This window comes from Halalkalibacillus sediminis (assembly GCF_002844535.1).
GTDB lineage: Bacteria > Bacillota > Bacilli > Bacillales > Alkalibacillaceae > Halalkalibacillus_A > Halalkalibacillus_A sediminis.
In genome coordinates this window covers 455,545-472,507 of the sequence record NZ_PJNH01000002.1, presented here as the reverse complement: position 1 = coordinate 472,507, position 16,963 = coordinate 455,545, and the positions used below count along the sequence as shown (strand labels likewise).

Sequence of the window (16,963 nt, the reverse complement as noted above, 5' to 3'; positions counted from 1 at the left end):
TATCTACCCTGCATTCCATACTTTTTTTACCAATGTCAGAATTTATTCACCACGATATTCTTCTGCGGCAGCCTCTGCTTCTTCAGCAAATTCTTCAACCGTAATATTACCTAACATAAGAGAAACAAGTGCATTACTTATTGGTGTTTCTAGGTCAGAACTCATCGGATGCGGCTTGTGATAGATCTGAACTTGTTCTGGGTCATTAATCATTTCATTCGCTTCAATTAGATATTCAGGTACTTCATCTGAGGCGGATAAATCTACACCTTCCACATTCATAATTGCCCCAGTATGCTCAGAGAATAACTGTGCGTATTCTCTAGTAAAAACAAAGTCCACAAATGCTTTAGCAGCTTCAGGGTTCTCTGCTTCTTCAGCAATGGCTAAAGGTCTTAAGTCAGGAACAATCGCCATTGGTTCACCCGCATCGTTCATTGGTGATGGAATGAAACCATATTGGAAATCTTCTGGAGTATCCCCTGACATTTCATTTGGTAACCAGAAACCAACAGGTATGAACGCATTATCATGCAATAAGAAGTTCATTTGAGATTGAGTATGGTTATATGCTCCAAAATCTGAATCGATATAACCTGCTTCTTGCATATCTGCGACCTTATTCATCACTTCTGCAACCTCGTCACTTGACCAAGCACCTTCCGCTCCAGTGATTACATCTTCAAGTAATTCATTGCCGCCTTGGGCTCCAAACGCTGGGTAAAGCATTCCTCTTAAGAAGTAATAAGGGTGTTGACCAGTAGTTACGAAAGGCGCAATATCTTCTGAATCTTGGATATCACCCATCGTACTCATGAAACTCTCAAAATCAGAAGGTACTTCATATCCTCCCTCATCAAACCATGCCATATCGTACCATGTACCCCATGTATCAAAAACTAGAGGCAGACTATATAATTCTCCATCATATGTTGCAGGCTCAGCAATAAAACTATCCACCAATGAACTACCATCTTCAAGTTCAATTTCTCCAGCCCAATCAGTCAAGTTCATAAGCTGACCATCTTCAACCATTTGAGTTTCACTTGATCCAGCTCCGTCAATGTACACTACATCAGGCGGATCGCCCGATACCCAACGAGATCTCATTTCATCGTTGATATTAGGACCGGCGTGTTCGACTATTTCAACATCTGGGTATTCATCTTTAAAGTCACCAATAACTTCCTTCCACCAGGAATCACCGTATCCCCCTACGAAATATTGAATTTCCAATTCGCCACTAATTTCTCCATCGCTTGAAGTGTTATCCTCAGACTCACCAGAACTTTCCTCACTTTCATCATCGTCCTCACCAACTGGTGCTTCATCCGGCGCACATGCGACCGAGAAGACTAGAAGGAGTAAAACTGAAAACGTTATGAGCCATTTCCAACTCACTTTTTTCATCAAATTAATCCCCCTTAATAATATTAATAATTATATGAAACATATTAATTAGATAACCCTAATTAATATGGTTTCAATATTATCCTTGAAAAGTGTATTCTATTGCCTCTCTCACGTAACCTTCATTTTTATCAAGTGCTTTTTGAGCTTCCCCTAAATCTACTCCCCCTTTCAACATGACTATTGCAGGCTTCACACGATTGTTTGTTTTTGATAGAGTTTTCAGCGCTTCACTCTCATTTACTCCAGTAATTTCCATAATTATACTTTTTGCTCGTTCTTTTAGCTTATAGTTGCTCGCTTGGACATCAACCATTAAATTCTCAAAAACTTTACCAAGCCTTATCATCGTTGAAGTACTTATCATATTAAGAATCATTTTATGAGAGGTAGCGGCCTTCATACGGGTAGAACCTGTAAGAACTTCTGGGCCCACAATTACCTCAATTGGAGTTCTAGCATATCGGCTAATAAAAGAATTGGGATTACAAGATAGTGATACTGTATATGCACCAGTTTCCCCCGCCTCCTTTAAGGCCCCAATTGGGTAAGGGGTTCTTCCGCTAGCAGTAATACCAACCACCACATCTTTATTTGAGATGTTTTTACTTCTTAAATCCAGTCTACCCTGTGTCTCATTATCCTCAGAGCCTTCAATGGCTTCAAAGAAAGCTTGTTTACCGCCAGCCATCAAAGTTTGAACCATATCTGGGCAGGTCATGAAAGTAGGAGGGCACTCTGCCTCATCCAATATCCCTAATCTTCCACTTGTACCAGCCCCCACATAGAATAACCTTCCTCCAGTCTTAAGGCGTGCTGTAATTACATCTACCGCTTCTTCAATCTCTGATAACACTTCGTTTACTGCCAAAGCCACTTTTTGATCTTCTTGGTTAATCGTTCGCAACATTTCAGTCGTGGACATCTGATCAATTTTTTTACTATTTTCGTTTCTTTGTTCCGTAACCAAGTTTGAAAGTTCCATCAAATTAAATTCTCCTTGCTCACAAATTAAAGCGCTTACATTTTTTCATAAAAAATATTAGGTTGAACGATTAGTAATTTTCTTTATTATAATGTCATCGTTATAATGTGTCAAATTATTTTGAAAATTCTCGTAATAATATTTCAATGAACATAAAAAAAAGGCATTAACCTTATTTCGCTCTTAATGCCTCAATAAATTCATCATCAATATTCCGACTAATATTTAATTTTGCACCTATAATGGAGCCTTTTACAGGGGAAAAAGTGGGGATTGATGGTTTCAAGATATTATTCTTTGCTAAATGTTTCTTCAACAAATCAGAAAGACTATTGGATTTCTCGAATAAACCACCGCATAAAATTACTGGGACATCTTCATATCCTTGAAATACTTTTGCATTTACTGTTTGAATACTTTTACACAACTTCTGCGCAGCACCCTCCATAATATTGATTGCAACCTCATCATTTTCTCTATAAGAGTCAAAAACCAATACTGCAATAGAGGAAATTTGGTTTTTTGGATATTCAGCTCTGTATATTTTTCTAACAAGATCAAATTCGTTCTTACAGTTGAAGTAATGCTTTATTTTTTCACTCAGATTCGTTGCTGGACCTCTTCCATCAGCAGATTTTAATACTGATTTGACGCCTTCCGCACCTATGTAATATCCACTACCTTCATCGCCCAATAAGTAACCCCACCCATCGACTCTCCAACTGTCACCTTCATCATTAATTCCATAAGTGGTGGCCCCAGTGCCTGCAATTTGAATGATTCCTGGCTTCCCATATGTGCCAGAATACAAAGCATTAATTGTATCTGCTTCTACAGAAATATTTTTAGTGCGAGGTAATTTTTTCCTTAGAATAGTAGCGAAATTATTTTTAGCATCGCTATTACCTGCGCCTGATACACCAGCGAACACACTAGAAACCTTACTGAATACTTTTCTGTCGTGATTTCTGAATTCATTTAATAAATGTGTGATTCTTTTCTCCAGTTCTTCGTTGTCAATTAAATTCGGGTTGGTAGATGAAGTCTTGCTTTCAGCTAACACTTCACCTTGCTTTGTTGCTAAAATAGCAGTTGTTTTAGTTCCTCCACCATCAATGCCTATCAAATACGTCACATTTTGAACTCCTTTCACTATAAGTTACAGGCAATCTTTGATCTATGATTTTTAATTATATGAATCGCTTTTTTTATAAGTTATCAATCCTATTGATGAACACCAAAATGAATTACCTACTAACCTTCTTCACTTTCACTCTTCTGAACAATAAAATCATCCCTAGTCCGACCAACGCACCGAAACCGTCGAGCATCACATCATAAATATAAGGTGTGCGTTCAGCTGTAAAACTTTGGTTCAGTTCATCGACCAGCGCGAAATGAATAACTAGAAAGAAAGTTATTACCACCCTGTAGTTTCCTCTTAGTCTAGTCGTTTTAGCAATCGCAAAATAAATAAGAAAAGCCGCCACCAAATATACGCCTAAGTGCGCGCCTTTACGTATAAGGAATTCTAAAAAAGGCTCTAATCCCATCGCTTCGACACTGCGTTCACTTCCATAGTAACTGAACGACATCCAGTTAACCAAGGGCTCTATTACTGTTAAATCAAAGTTTTCCGAGATGAATGGTTTCACGTCTTGTTCACTAGAAGACTGTGAAGATGTATAGTAAATAATCGCCATCCATACCATGGGCGGCAACCAATATAAAACATTTCTCTTCAAAAAATCACACCTATTCTCACATGTACCAACCAATATATACGATGGTTGTCGTAACAGACATTACGATTAAACTTAATGGTAAACCAACTTTAACATAGTCCAAAAAAGAGTAGCCCCCTGGCCCGTAAACAATCAGGTTGGTTTGGTAACCGATTGGTGTCACGAAGCTAGCTGATGCAGCTATTGCAATCGTTACGGCCACGCCCACTGGATCAATATCCAGCATACTAGCAATGTCCAGACCGATTGGAATCATCAATACTGCTGCTGCCGTATTGGTGATCAACTCGGTAAATACATTCGTTAGAAAATATATTAATAGAATGACTACGAACAACCCTAACGGCTCAGCAAATAATAAGAGTCTTTCAGCGACCAATTCAGCCAGCCCGGTCTCAGTCATAGCAGCACCTACGCCAATCGCTCCCGCTATCAAAAGAAGAATCGGGAAATGAATGTATTCCCTTGCATCTTCCGGGGTAACTATTCTCGTCAAAAACAAGACTACTGCAGCAAAAGTCATTGCAGTAAACATTGTCAGGAACCCTAAAGATACTAGAATAATCATTGAGACTAATAGAAAGATAGAAAACATACCTTTCCGCTTATCCTCGCGTAATTCTTTTGGAGGTTCCAAAGAAGATAATACATAAAAATTATTTGAATGTTGATAGCGGCGAACGAAGTCTTTATTGGTGAGTAGCAGCAATGTATCACCTGGGCGCAGGATAATATCTGCTATCTTCCCTTTAATCCGCTTATTTTTCCGGTGTACCGCGATGACACCTGCGTTGAACCTCGACAAGAAATTCAACTGATTAATCGTGCGATTGCTCAGGGATGATTCATGTGAAATGACGGCTTCTATCAACTGCGTATCACCGTTACTCTTTTTCAAGTCATCCAGTTTCAGGTCTGAACCCGTCTCTACATATAAACCTTTTATTTTTTCCAAGTCTGCAATAGTAGAGATTTGTCCTGAGAAAATCAAGCGGTCATCTTTTCTTATTTTCGTAGAGGGTAAAATCGGATAAATTCTCTCATTCCCTCGCATGATTTCAATTAGATAAATCCCTTCCAGATGTTGAAACAACCCATCTCGGACAGGTTGATCTATATAAGGGAACCCTTCATCGACCACCATTTCAGCTAAATATTCTTTCGTTTGTTCACGAACTTTTTGAGCAAAATCACGATGAGCAGGCAAAATTTTCAACCCGATTGTAAAAAGATAGATGAATCCTACTATTGTAATGGGCACACCTATGATCGCTAACTCGAAAAAAGAGAACCCCTCTAACCCTTCTCTACGTAACAAACCATGTACGACCAAGTTAGTAGAAGTCCCGATCAATGTAATAGTTCCACCTAAGATCGTCACGTACGATAAAGGAATCAAAAACTTAGAAGGAGAGATATCATTTTCTTCACACCACTCACGGATGATTGGTGCAAATGTCACAACGATTGGTGTATTGTTCAAGAAACCAGAAGCCAATGAAACTGGTGCAAAGAAACGGGTCACCAGCCCACTTTTTGTTTGTGAAGAAGAGAGCCACTGGATCATGAACCGGTTAATGATGCCACTCTTTTGAATCCCTCCAGCCACGATAAATAACAGGGCGATCGTGAGCATCCCTTCATTAGCAAATCCGCTTAAGGCTTGCTGGGGAGATAAAATTCCGGTCACAATAAAAATCCCAAGAGCCAGAAGAACAATGACGTCCGGGCGTGCTGCTTCAGCAAGCAATGCCAATAACATCACAAAAATGACGAAGCCTACAAACACCATTTCAAACGTCATATCGTCCCCTCCTGACCCTTGGGAGTATAATAAAACTATAATCTTTTACTTAAATATATACTTTTTCAACTGATACAATAATCTTATTAAAGATTTCCAAATTCCATACTATTACTCTAAACCCTAAGCTAAAAAAAGAAACTACCATTTTAATTATGGTAACACATAATCTTATATTTAATATTAATACAGATATCAATATTTTTATATAAAATGTATCAAATATAAGTAAGCTGTTCCAAACAAATACTTTGGAACAGCTTTGGTCTGTTAATTCTCCTGTCTAACTCTCCTACCTTACAATCTTATTCTATCGAGCTTTAAGCTCTTCAACTTTATCAGGCTTCACCAACAAAATAGGTGCTAGAAATAATAAAAGGGTTGATATTAAAAAAGTCGCGATGCTCGCAATCAATCCACTTACACTTTCCGACGTCAAAATCGCCATATAAACACCCCCACCAAAAGTAAAGATGAGAAACAAACCAATTGTAAAAGCCTTTCCAAGCTTGTATTTATAGGGCTTATGAACAACTTTAAAGATGTGCTCGTGATATAAGTGTGGTAAAAGGATCATTATACTAATTAACAGTAAGACAATCCAAAAAGCAAAATGACTATATGTCGTCCTCAAAATAGGTATGATAAAAAAGATTGAAATTCCAATTATCATTACATAGCTAAATAGGGAAAAATAACGTTTGCTTTCATATCTGTATCTTTTCCAAATATAGAAAAAGAGGATGGTACAAATGAATGCTATACCAAAATTAAGGAAAATTATCGTAAAGTTTTCTTCGGGAAGATAACCGCCAATTAAACCAATAAAAAAGAGCATAAGAGATGTTTGTATAATTCTACTGTTCTTAAAAGTTACTTCTTTAGTGGACAAGTTGCTCACCTACACTTTAAATTTTTTCTCTCAGACCTCTTCATATAAGAGGATTCACGGAACCTCACACTCGTTCCATAATTTCATCCATTCGTTTAGGTTTAATGAGTAATATCGGAGCTAAGAAAAAGAATAGAAGGGCTGCAAAGAAAGCTATCAAGCTACCTATTAAGGGATAAGGGTTTTGCGTAAATAGAGAGCTACTAAAAACTGACCCTGCAAAAAGTATAAATAGCATAGAATAGACCAAATAAATTTTACCTAGCTTAGACTTATAAGGTTTTTGCGCACCAAAGGCAATCTCTTCGTTAAATAAATATGGTAAAACCAGCATAATTGAAATTGCTACCACACCTATCCAAAAAGCAAAGTGACCATACAGTGTTCGAAAAGAGGTATAGCAAAAAATACTCCTAGTCCATTCATCATCACGTGGCTAAGTAAAGAGAAATATCTTTTGCTGTGGTTTCGATTTAACTTCCAAATAACTAAAAACAAAATTGAACAAAAGGTTGCAAGCACCAGATTAATGCCTAATAACGTATAGTTTTCTTGAGGGATAAAGCTAAAAATAAATCCACACATAAACATTAAGAAGGAGGTTTGAATAATCCTACTATTTGAAGGTTACTTCCTTTTGCATTAATCAACACCTCCTTTTCTCAATCTCGATCAATCTAATATACTTTCTATTATAGAAATCTCAACTTAGTTCCTGCGATTTAAAATCTGTTTGTTCAGTAATCATAATACCAAAAGTAGTTAATTTTTCCACATTACTTTTCTACTAAAAAATAGGCCTTTCAAAGAAAGGTCTATTCAAATTCGGCCGTCTTCATTCTATTTTGTACGTCTATCCTAATATTGTTTGGACACTTGCTTTATAAAAAACTTGCCCCTAACTTATCGAACATAAAGTCAGGGGCAAGAAGTGAGCATGGTGCTTATTAAACACTATTTATTTTTTCAGACATTCTTCCATGGCTTGCATAACTGTTCCTCTGAAACCTCTTTGTTCTAAAGCGTCGATTGCTTTGATCGTTGAACCAGCTGGTGTACATACATTATCCTTCAACTCGCCTGGATGTTTTCCACTTTCTAAGACCATCTTAGCTGCTCCCAGCACTGCTTGTGAGGATAGCTGATATGCAAGATCTCTTGGTACTCCTTGTTTCACAGCTCCATCAGCCATTGCTTCAATAAATACGTACACATAAGCAGGTGACGAACCGCTTACTGCTGGGATTTTATCCATCATTTTCTCATCTACCTGAGCCACTTGTCCGTAACCTTGGAATAATGATTTCATGTCAGCCAACTCAGAATCAGTTATATTATCATTAGGCGAAATGACTGTCATCCCTTCCCCAACGTGGGATGGTGTGTTTGGCATCGTGCGGATGACTTTTGCTTTTTCTCCGAACATGAGCGTCGTATCTTTTAATGAAACACCTAATGCTATCGTTACTATAATTGTTTCTTCACGTACATGTTTGCGAATATCATCGATTACTTTCGGGTAATGGTAAGGTTTCACTGCAAGGTATAGCACATCACTTTCTGATGCAACCTTCTTATTATCGTGGGTCACCTGCACTCCGTAGGTATCTTCTACGTATTCAATCGTTTTATCAGTAACTGCTGTAGCAATGATATGGTCAGGTGAAATACCACCATATTCAATCATTCCATTAATGATAGCTTGGCCCATTTTTCCGCAGCCGATAAAACCTATCTTCTTTGTCATGTTCGGTCCCTCCTTCACCACTGGTAAATGGCTTTTTGTTATCTAATTGTAGATGATTTTGAAGCGAATAACAACTGAACGGTATAAAAATAAAAAGTGGGGAACCCCCCACTTTTGAAAAATTGAAATATAATTTTATACAGCAAAAGAAGATTTAAGACTGCTGTCTTTTTCAAGGTATGCATCACATTGTTCAGCGACTTCTCTGCCTTCTCGGATAGCCCAAACGACTAAGCTTTGACCTCTTCGCAAATCTCCGGCGGCAAATACCCCGGGCTCGGAAGTGGTGTAGTCTTTCGTTCCATCCACCGTCCAAACACGTCCTCGTTCGTCTGTTTCAAGCCCCATATGTTCAAGTAACTCAGGTTCTGGACCAGTGAATCCAATTGCGATCAATACGAGATCAGCTTCCCATTCTTGCTCAGAACCTGGGATTTCTTTAGTGACTAATCGTCCATTCTCCACTACTTTTTCAACATTCAACGTGTTGAGTGAAGTGACATTCCCTTCATCATCCGTTTGGAATGATTGAGTCAGAACCTCATATTTTCGAGGGTCTTCATTATAAGCTTCTAACGACTCTTTGTACCCGTATTCCAAGGTATAGGTCATCGGGAAAAGTGGCCACGGATTATCCTCATCACGATCTTCGGGACTTGCAGGGTGTTTACCGAACTGAACGACACGTTTACATTCTTGACGTAATGCTGTCGCCACACAGTCTGCCCCCGTATCTCCCCCACCAATCACGATCACGTTCTTACCTTTTGCTGAAATCGGTGTTTTTTGAGGATCTGTCTCAAGCGCTTTTGTCGATTCAGTCAGATATTCCATCGCAAAATGGATCCCCTGACTTTCACGATTTTCAGCAGGTACATCACGTGGCTGCTGAGCACCTGTGCATACGATGACAGCGTCGTGATTCCGCTTCAATTCTTCATAAGTCACATCTTCACCAATTTCAGTGTTCAGTTTGAATTCAATACCTTCTTCTTCTAAAAGATGTACTCGGCGCTCTACTGTTTCTTTTTCTAACTTCATATTCGGAATTCCGTACATCAATAGACCGCCAGCACGGTCATCACGTTCATAAACGATGACAGTGTGACCTTTTTGGTTCAACTGGTCTGCAGCAGCAAGTCCCGCAGGACCAGAACCGATAATCGCTACCCTCTTGCCCGTACGATGTTGAGGTGGGTTAGGTGTCACCCACCCATTATCAAAACCACGTTCGATAATCTCATTTTCTATGGACTTGATCGTTACAGGATCGTCATTGATTGCTAGTGTACATGATCCTTCACACGGAGCAGGGCAAACACGACCAGTGAATTCCGGAAAATTATTTGTCTCTTCTAGACGGTCGAGCGCTTCTTTCCATTGTCCGTCGTAAACAAGTTCATTCCATTCAGGAATCAGGTTGTTCACAGGACAACCTACCATATCGCGATCCCATTCTGCGCCTGTATGACAGAACGGGGTTCCGCAATCCATGCAACGAGCGCTTTGTTCTTTCATATCTTCATCGCTATGGCGCATCACATATTCTCCCCAGTCTTTAATTCGTTCGACTGGATCACGCTTTGGATTTTCTTTACGGTCAAACTCAAGAAATCCTCTAATATATCCCATGATCACCCTCCTTTTGTTGTTAGTTTAATGACTAATTGCGTCACTTTTAGTCTTAATTGCGTCAGTCTCCCATTAAACGACTGGCTGATCTTCTTTTTCTGCCTCTTTTTCTTTCATCAGTTGTTCCTTGAATTCTTTAGGAATGATCTTCACGAACTGGCCAACCACTTCTTCCCAGTGATTCAGCACATACTTCGCGCGTTTACTTCCTGTATATTTCAAATGCTTCATGATCATTTGTTGAACTTCATTTTGTTCATCAGAATCTTCTAGCCCTTCAATAGAGACTAACTCTTTGTTACATCGACTCTTCATCGCGCGTCGATCTGACGTCCAGATATAAGAGATTCCACCTGACATTCCGGCAGCGAAGTTTTTACCTGTTTCTCCTAAAATGACTACGCGACCACCTGTCATATATTCACATCCATTATCTCCAACACCTTCGACCACTGTTCGAGCGCCACTATTACGGACCGCAAATCGTTCACCTGCTGCACCGTTGATATAAGCTTCTCCATCTGTTGCACCGAATAAAGCAACGTTTCCGATGCTCACTTCGGCGATTCGATGGATGCTCGGCGGCTGATGAGGTTGGATGATCAGCTTACCACCTGATAATCCTTTACCCACATAGTCATTGGCATCTCCTTTAACACGGAGTGTAATACCTTTCGGTACGAAAGCACCGAAACTTTGACCAGCAGACCCTTCGAATTGGATGTCAATCGTATCTTCAGGCAAGCCTTTTTCACCGTATTTCTTCGTCACAGCATGCCCTAACTGGGTTCCAACTGTACGGTTCGTATTTTTAATAGGAAGATCCAATTGAGTCTTCGTACCATTTTCGATACTTTCCCTAGCAGCTGGAATCAACTCTACTTCATCTAGATGTTCATCGTCATATTTATTAATGTCTGGACGTTCTAATTCAATCCAGCTATGGTCCACTTCTACGAGCAATGGCTTCAAGTCCAATTGTTTTGCTTTAGGGTGAGACTCTTTCTTCTCACTAACTTGTAAAAATTCAGTGCGACCGACCAACTCATCTAAATTACGAACACCTAGTTTAGCCATATACTCACGAACTTCTTCGCCTATGAAACGCATGTAATTGACAACATGGCCTGGATCACCCATGAACTTTTTACGTAGTTCAGGGTTTTGTGTTGCGACACCGACTGGGCAAGTGTCTAAATGACACGCTCTCATCATGATGCAACCAAGTACCACGAGTGGTGCGGTTGAAAATCCATATTCATCTGCACCTAATAGAGCTGCTTTTACGACATCTTCACCTGTCATCAACTTCCCGTCCGTTTCGAGACGAACTTTTTCACGCAAATTATTCAAGACCAACGTCTGGTGAGCTTCTGCTAATCCAAGCTCCCAAGGTAACCCAGCATGACGGATACTCGTCTTCGGCGAAGCACCTGTTCCACCTTCATAACCACTGATCAAAATGACATCAGCTTTACCTTTTGCTACACCAGCTGCAATCGTACCTACTCCTGATTTCGCAACTAGTTTCACACTGATTTTCGCTTCAGGATTCGCATGCTTCAAATCATAAATCAATTGAGCCAAATCCTCGATTGAGTATATATCATGGTGTGGCGGCGGTGAAATCAATCCGACACCTGGTGTTGATTTACGTACTTCAGCAATCCATGGGTGTACTTTTTTTCCGGGCAAATGCCCACCTTCACCTGGTTTCGCACCTTGTGCCATCTTGATTTGGATTTCATTTGCATTCGTCAGGTAATGACTCGTGACACCAAAGCGTCCAGAGGCAACCTGCTTAATCATACTCTTACGCAAGTCCCCGTTATCGTCTCTAGTAAAGCGATCGGTGTCTTCTCCACCTTCACCACTATTACTTTTACCACCGATACGGTTCATAGCTACAGCTAGCATCTCGTGCGCTTCTTTACTCAATGCACCATATGACATCGCACCTGTTTTGAAGCGCTTGAAAATATTCTCGACAGGTTCTACTTCATCCAGTGGAATTGATTTTGATTCATCTATTTTCACGTCTACTAAATCTCTTAAAAATGTAAGCTTCTCCTTCGAGACTAACTGGACAAACTCATCATATTTTTCACGGTCGTTTGTTTTAGCTGCGTGTTGCAGTGTATGAATCGTGCGTGGATTGAAGGCGTGATATTCACCATCTGTTCTCCACTGCATCGCTCCACCTGAATCAAGACGCGTCATCTTTTTCACAAAAGCATTTTGATGTCGCATGACTGATTCTTCACCAATCGTTGCCAGATCAATTCCGCCTAATTGAGATGAAGTTCCTTTGAAATAACGTTCGACTAACTTTTCATCGAGACCGATAGCCTCAAATGTCTGGGCTCCACGATAACTTTGAATGGTCGAAATCCCCATTTTAGACATGACTTTGACGATTCCAGATGTGGCAGCATCGCGATAACGGTCAATAGCTTTTTCATAAGAAAATTCTTCTTCAACGTGCCCTTTTTCGACGAGTTGCTCAATCGAACGATATGCTAAATAAGGGTAAATCATATCTGCCCCATAACCGATCAACATTGAAAACTGGTGGACATCGCGAGCTTCAGCAGTTTCAACAATCAAACTAGCCTTCGTACGCAATCCTTTTTTCACTAAAAAGTGATGTAGACCACTTACGACTAATAGTGAAGGGATCGCAATACGCTCTTCAGAAATATCGCGGTCAGTCAGTACAATCATCGAAACACCTTGCTCGATTGTGTTTTGTACTTTTGAGAAAAGATTTTCCAAAGCAGACTCTAATCCAGCTCCACCTTGGCTAACCGGATAAGTAATAGAAATTCGTTCGAAACGGAACTCACTACGACTGTTGTGTACGACTGTATCAAATTCCTGTTTCTTTAAAATAGGTGTGTATAAACGAATTCTTCTACAATGTTCGGGCCCATCATCCAGCACATTCGGACGAGGTCCTAAGTAGGAAGTCGTCGATGTCACAGCTTTCTCCCGAATCGCATCGATTGGTGGGTTTGTCACCTGCGCAAATAACTGTTTGAAGTAATTGAATAATAGTTGCGGTTGGTCAGATAACACCGCGAGTGGCGTATCATTCCCCATCGAACCAATCGGATCACGCTTCTCGTTGACCATCGGTAGTAAATTCTTCATTAATTCTTCTTTTGTATATCCATTGACTAATTGTTGTTCTAATAATTGTTCATCTGTCAGATCTTCATGAGGATCACTTTCCGTATCACCTTTTAATTGAATCAGTGAATCATTTAACCATTTACGGAATTCCGCACGTTCAGCTAGTCTCCGCTTCAAATCATCATTTAATACGATTTCTTTTTCATTAAAGTCGATTAAGATCATTTGTCCAGGAGCCAAACGTCCTTTTTGAACAACACGCTCTGGATCTATGTCTAATACACCAACCTCTGAAGAAAATACAATTCGGTTGTCATCTGTCACATAATAACGTGCAGGACGTAGACCGTTACGGTCAATAGACGCACCGATTTGATCACCATCTGTATATGCAATAGCTGTCGGTCCATCCCACGGCTCCATGATACAGCTCAAATATTCATAACAAGCACGTTCTGGATCCCTCATTTGATGATTAAAATCCCAAGCTTCTGGAACCATCATCATCGCCGTCTGTGAAATCGAGCGACCATTCATAACGAAGTACTCGAATGCTTGGTCTAGCATGCCCGAATCACTCGAATCCTCCGCAATGACAGGCAGTAACTCATGGTGTCGCTTACCATAAACATGCGATACACCTGCCTCCTGGCGAGCCTTCATCCAGTTCACGTTACCCGTGATCGTATTAATTTCACCGTTGTGCATGACCATTCTGTTCGGATGCGCTCGTTCCCAGGACGGGAAGGTATTCGTGCTATATCGTGAGTGCACCATACCAAAAGCGGTTTTCGCTCGCTCATCAGCCAAGTCCAAATAAAAACGGTCCATTTGCTCAGGCGTCAACATTCCTTTATAAACAATGACGTCAGGCGACATACTGGCAAAATAGAAAGGACCCTCTCCAAGGTCGTCTAAATTAAGTACACGCTTCTCAATCATTCTTCTTACCAGATATAGCGACTGGTCGAACTTCTTTTTAGTAAAAATATGTTCTGGACGCTTGATGAAGAGCTGTCGGATATACGGCATCGTACGTGCCGCATCAGATGTCACAATCGATTCATCAACAGGAACATCTCTCCACCCTATTAATGGGTGATTCTCTTCTTCTAAAACCTGTTCAGTAATCGATTCTATTTTATTTCGCAGGGATTTATCACGAGGAAGAAAGACCATCCCTACGCCGTATTCACCCTGATCTGGAAGCATTTGATTCCACTGTTCACGGAAAAGCTGGTCAGGAATTTGCATCATGATACCTGCACCATCTCCCGTATTCGGGTCAGAACCTCGACCACCTCGGTGCTCTAAACGTTCTAAAATAGTTATCGCATCTTGAATCATCTCATGCGTTTGCTTACCGTCTATCTGTGCAACAAATCCGATTCCACAAGCATCACTCTCATGCTTCGGATCATACAAGCCTTGTTTGTTAGGTATTCCCGTTCGAATCATGCGATCACCTCTATCTATAGTTTCGTATATACTTCCAAATAATTGGTTAAATTTTCAGACATTCATCTATTTTAATTCTATGCTCTTTCTGTTATGCTTTCAATATATATATTCGATCGAATTGATCTCATATTGATATATGAGGATTTTGAGGTGTACAGAAATGGAACTAAGACAACTTCATTACTTTAAAAAAGTGGCTGAATTAGAACATATGAGTGATGCCGCTGCCGAATTACACGTGGCACAGTCCGCTGTCAGTAGACAAATAGCTAACCTAGAAGAAGAATTGGGCGTCCAGCTATTTATAAGAGGTAGAAGACAGATCCGACTGACACCTGTTGGTAAGGTTTTTCTAGAGCGAATCAAAATTGCCTTACTTGAAGTTGAAAAAGCAGAACAAGAAGTATATGAATTCTTGAATCCTGAAACAGGAACCATCCGCCTAGGTTTTCCAACCAGCTTAGCGGCTAAGACACTTCCGACCGTTATCGCAGCTTTCCGTCGCGAGCATCCACAAATTGGTTTCCAACTCGAACAAGGAACCGTTAATGAATTGACCGAATCTGTGAGACAAGGACTGATTGATCTCGCTTTCGTTTCACCAGTTCCAGAAAATCCTTCAGATATCGAAGGGCATATCTTTTTTACAGAAAATATAAGAGCTCTCTTGCCGAAAAATCACATCATGGCTCATGAACCTTATATAAGATTGAGCCAACTGCGCCAAGATGCATTCGTGGTCTTTCGCCAAGGATATATTTTAAGAGATTTAGTCACTCGAGCTTGCGAACAAGTGGGGTTCAATCCGAGGATTGCGTTTGAAGGTGAGGATGTAGACACCATCAAAGGCTTGGTGTCTGCTGGTTTGGGTGTAAGTTTATTGCCTGAGATTACATTAAGCGATATTTCTAGGCGTGACACCATCGCCCTCGATATCATTGAGCCAGATGTTACACGTACGGTCGGATTGATTCTTCCTCGTAACCGGGAACTAGCTCCCTCAGAAAAGATTTTCTTCGGATTTCTGCAGGACTATTATAAGAAGCTCGATCAATTCGGGTGGTAATTATATTGAAGCAAAAGAGTTGGAGAATCATATTTTCTCTACACAAAAAACTCCGAACGAGATCCACTTGTATGATTGGATCAGTTCGGAGTTTAATTTATTATACAATTTTCTTCTCGCGACTAGTAAACCTCAGCTTATGACTAACATTTCCTCCTCGACCCCATTAAATCTAAAGAATCATCAGCAAAACAGAGACTGTTACTACACTCAACACGGTTGTTACTAGGGTTATACTCGATACAAGATCTGGCCTCGCCCGAAATTCCAAAGCAAACATCGTAGTCGTTGCAGCAGCTGGCATAGCTGAAAGAAGAATGATTACATTCCCTAGCAGTTGATCGACATCCATCCACGTGACCAATAACCAAGCGGCAAGTGGAGATACTATCAAACGAACTACCGTACCATATGCCACGTGTCCAATCTCGAACTCTTTAAATGAAATGTTCGCAAGTTGCATTCCAAGAACAATCATCATCAACGGAATAGCTACCGCAGCAAGGAAATCAACCATCTCCATCACTGTTGGATGAACTCCAACGTTCAGGAATTGCATACTCAGCGCAATAATCATTGCGTAAGTTGCAGGCATCTTCAAAACAGAAATGATGGCGAAACGAACTCCACTTTTTCCACGCGAAGCGTAATAAACACCAAAAAAGTTCATAATCATCGTTTGAATCGACATGAAGATGACCGCTAATACGAACGCTTCTTCACCAAAAGCGAATAAAACCACAGGAGCCCCATAATTGCCAGCATTCATGAAAGCAGTAGCGAGAATCATGCCTCCTTCACTACTCTGATCCCACTTGAAAATAAGTGCTATCAATTTATTTAATAAAATCAAGAAAAATAATAGCAGAAAACAAAATATAATAATTGTACGAAAATCTTCGTTCAACTCAGCGTCCAAAAATGTTTGGAAGACTAATGCAGGAATGAAGACATAGATCGTCACAGCGGAAACCGATCGCACATCTAACTTCTTCCACTTTTGCAACGCATATCCGATTATAAATATACTAATGATTGGTAAAACAACCTCTATGAAAACACTCACACTGTCATCCCCGTTTTAAT

11 protein-coding genes are annotated in these 16,963 nt (G+C 40.2%); 1 reads left to right on the top strand and 10 read right to left on the bottom strand.

All coding sequences use genetic code 11. The features are described from left to right. Positions 1–42: 42 nt before the first annotated feature. The 9 genes from CEY16_RS08480 to gltB all read right to left on the bottom strand — a co-directional run bounded on the left by CEY16_RS08480 (position 43) and on the right by gltB (position 14,808). Positions 43–1,410 (bottom strand): ABC transporter substrate-binding protein, encoded by a 1,368-nt coding sequence (locus tag CEY16_RS08480; RefSeq protein ID WP_101331559.1) that lies wholly within the window; start codon positions 1,408–1,410, stop codon positions 43–45. 79 nt (positions 1,411–1,489) lie between these two features. Next, positions 1,490–2,395, bottom strand: a complete 906-nt coding sequence (murQ, locus tag CEY16_RS08475; RefSeq protein ID WP_101331558.1) for an N-acetylmuramic acid 6-phosphate etherase — start codon at positions 2,393–2,395, stop codon at positions 1,490–1,492. Between the two features lie 172 nt (positions 2,396–2,567). Continuing rightward, positions 2,568–3,530, bottom strand: a complete 963-nt coding sequence (locus CEY16_RS08470) for an N-acetylglucosamine kinase (RefSeq protein ID WP_162297904.1) — start codon at positions 3,528–3,530, stop codon at positions 2,568–2,570. Positions 3,531–3,642: 112 nt separating this feature from the next. Continuing rightward, the gene (locus CEY16_RS08465; protein WP_101331556.1) at positions 3,643–4,140 is read right to left on the bottom strand and encodes a VanZ family protein; all 498 of its coding nucleotides are present in this window, start codon (positions 4,138–4,140) and stop codon (positions 3,643–3,645) included. 16 nt (positions 4,141–4,156) lie between these two features. Next, the gene (locus CEY16_RS08460) at positions 4,157–5,944 is read right to left on the bottom strand and encodes an SLC13 family permease (protein WP_101331555.1); all 1,788 of its coding nucleotides are present in this window, start codon (positions 5,942–5,944) and stop codon (positions 4,157–4,159) included. A 310-nt stretch (positions 5,945–6,254) separates the two neighbouring features. Beyond that, entirely contained in the window at positions 6,255–6,392 is a 138-nt protein-coding gene (locus tag CEY16_RS15220; RefSeq protein ID WP_162297903.1) for a hypothetical protein, read from the bottom strand. 1,402 nt (positions 6,393–7,794) lie between these two features. After that, positions 7,795–8,583, bottom strand: a complete 789-nt coding sequence (gene proC, locus CEY16_RS08445) for a pyrroline-5-carboxylate reductase (protein ID WP_101331552.1) — start codon at positions 8,581–8,583, stop codon at positions 7,795–7,797. 135 nt (positions 8,584–8,718) lie between these two features. Continuing rightward, complete coding sequence (locus CEY16_RS08440; protein WP_101331551.1) at positions 8,719–10,215, bottom strand: glutamate synthase subunit beta; 1,497 nt, start codon at positions 10,213–10,215, stop codon at positions 8,719–8,721. A 72-nt stretch (positions 10,216–10,287) separates the two neighbouring features. Next, the gene (gene gltB, locus CEY16_RS08435; protein ID WP_101331550.1) at positions 10,288–14,808 is read right to left on the bottom strand and encodes a glutamate synthase large subunit; all 4,521 of its coding nucleotides are present in this window, start codon (positions 14,806–14,808) and stop codon (positions 10,288–10,290) included. Between the two features lie 163 nt (positions 14,809–14,971). On the opposite strand from gltB, the gene gltC reads away from it, so the two are divergent. Beyond that, positions 14,972–15,877 carry a glutamate biosynthesis transcriptional regulator GltC gene (gltC, locus tag CEY16_RS08430; protein WP_101331549.1) on the top strand — a complete coding sequence of 302 codons (906 nt, stop codon included), beginning with the start codon at positions 14,972–14,974 and terminating at the stop codon, positions 15,875–15,877. A gap of 172 nt (positions 15,878–16,049) precedes the next feature. On the opposite strand, the gene CEY16_RS08425 is transcribed toward gltC, so the two are convergent. Further along, on the bottom strand, positions 16,050–16,943 hold the full coding sequence (locus tag CEY16_RS08425; RefSeq protein ID WP_101331548.1) for an AEC family transporter: 894 nt from the start codon (positions 16,941–16,943) through the stop codon (positions 16,050–16,052). Positions 16,944–16,963 lie beyond the last annotated feature (20 nt).

Bases quoted from the DNA above. Each gene is read 5' to 3' on its own strand.
- proC (WP_101331552.1), bottom strand. From the start codon at position 8,583: ATGACAAAGAAGATAGGTTTTATCGGCTGCGGAAAAATGGGCCAAGCT.
- murQ (WP_101331558.1), bottom strand. From the start codon at position 2,395: ATGGAACTTTCAAACTTGGTTACGGAACAAAGAAACGAAAATAGTAAA.
- gltB (WP_101331550.1), bottom strand. From the start codon at position 14,808: ATGATTCGAACGGGAATACCTAACAAACAAGGCTTGTATGATCCGAAG.
- CEY16_RS08480 (WP_101331559.1), bottom strand. From the start codon at position 1,410: ATGAAAAAAGTGAGTTGGAAATGGCTCATAACGTTTTCAGTTTTACTC.
- gltC (WP_101331549.1), top strand. From the start codon at position 14,972: ATGGAACTAAGACAACTTCATTACTTTAAAAAAGTGGCTGAATTAGAA.
- CEY16_RS08460 (WP_101331555.1), bottom strand. From the start codon at position 5,944: ATGACGTTTGAAATGGTGTTTGTAGGCTTCGTCATTTTTGTGATGTTA.
- CEY16_RS15220 (WP_162297903.1), bottom strand. From the start codon at position 6,392: ATGGCGATTTTGACGTCGGAAAGTGTAAGTGGATTGATTGCGAGCATC.
- CEY16_RS08440 (WP_101331551.1), bottom strand. From the start codon at position 10,215: ATGGGATATATTAGAGGATTTCTTGAGTTTGACCGTAAAGAAAATCCA.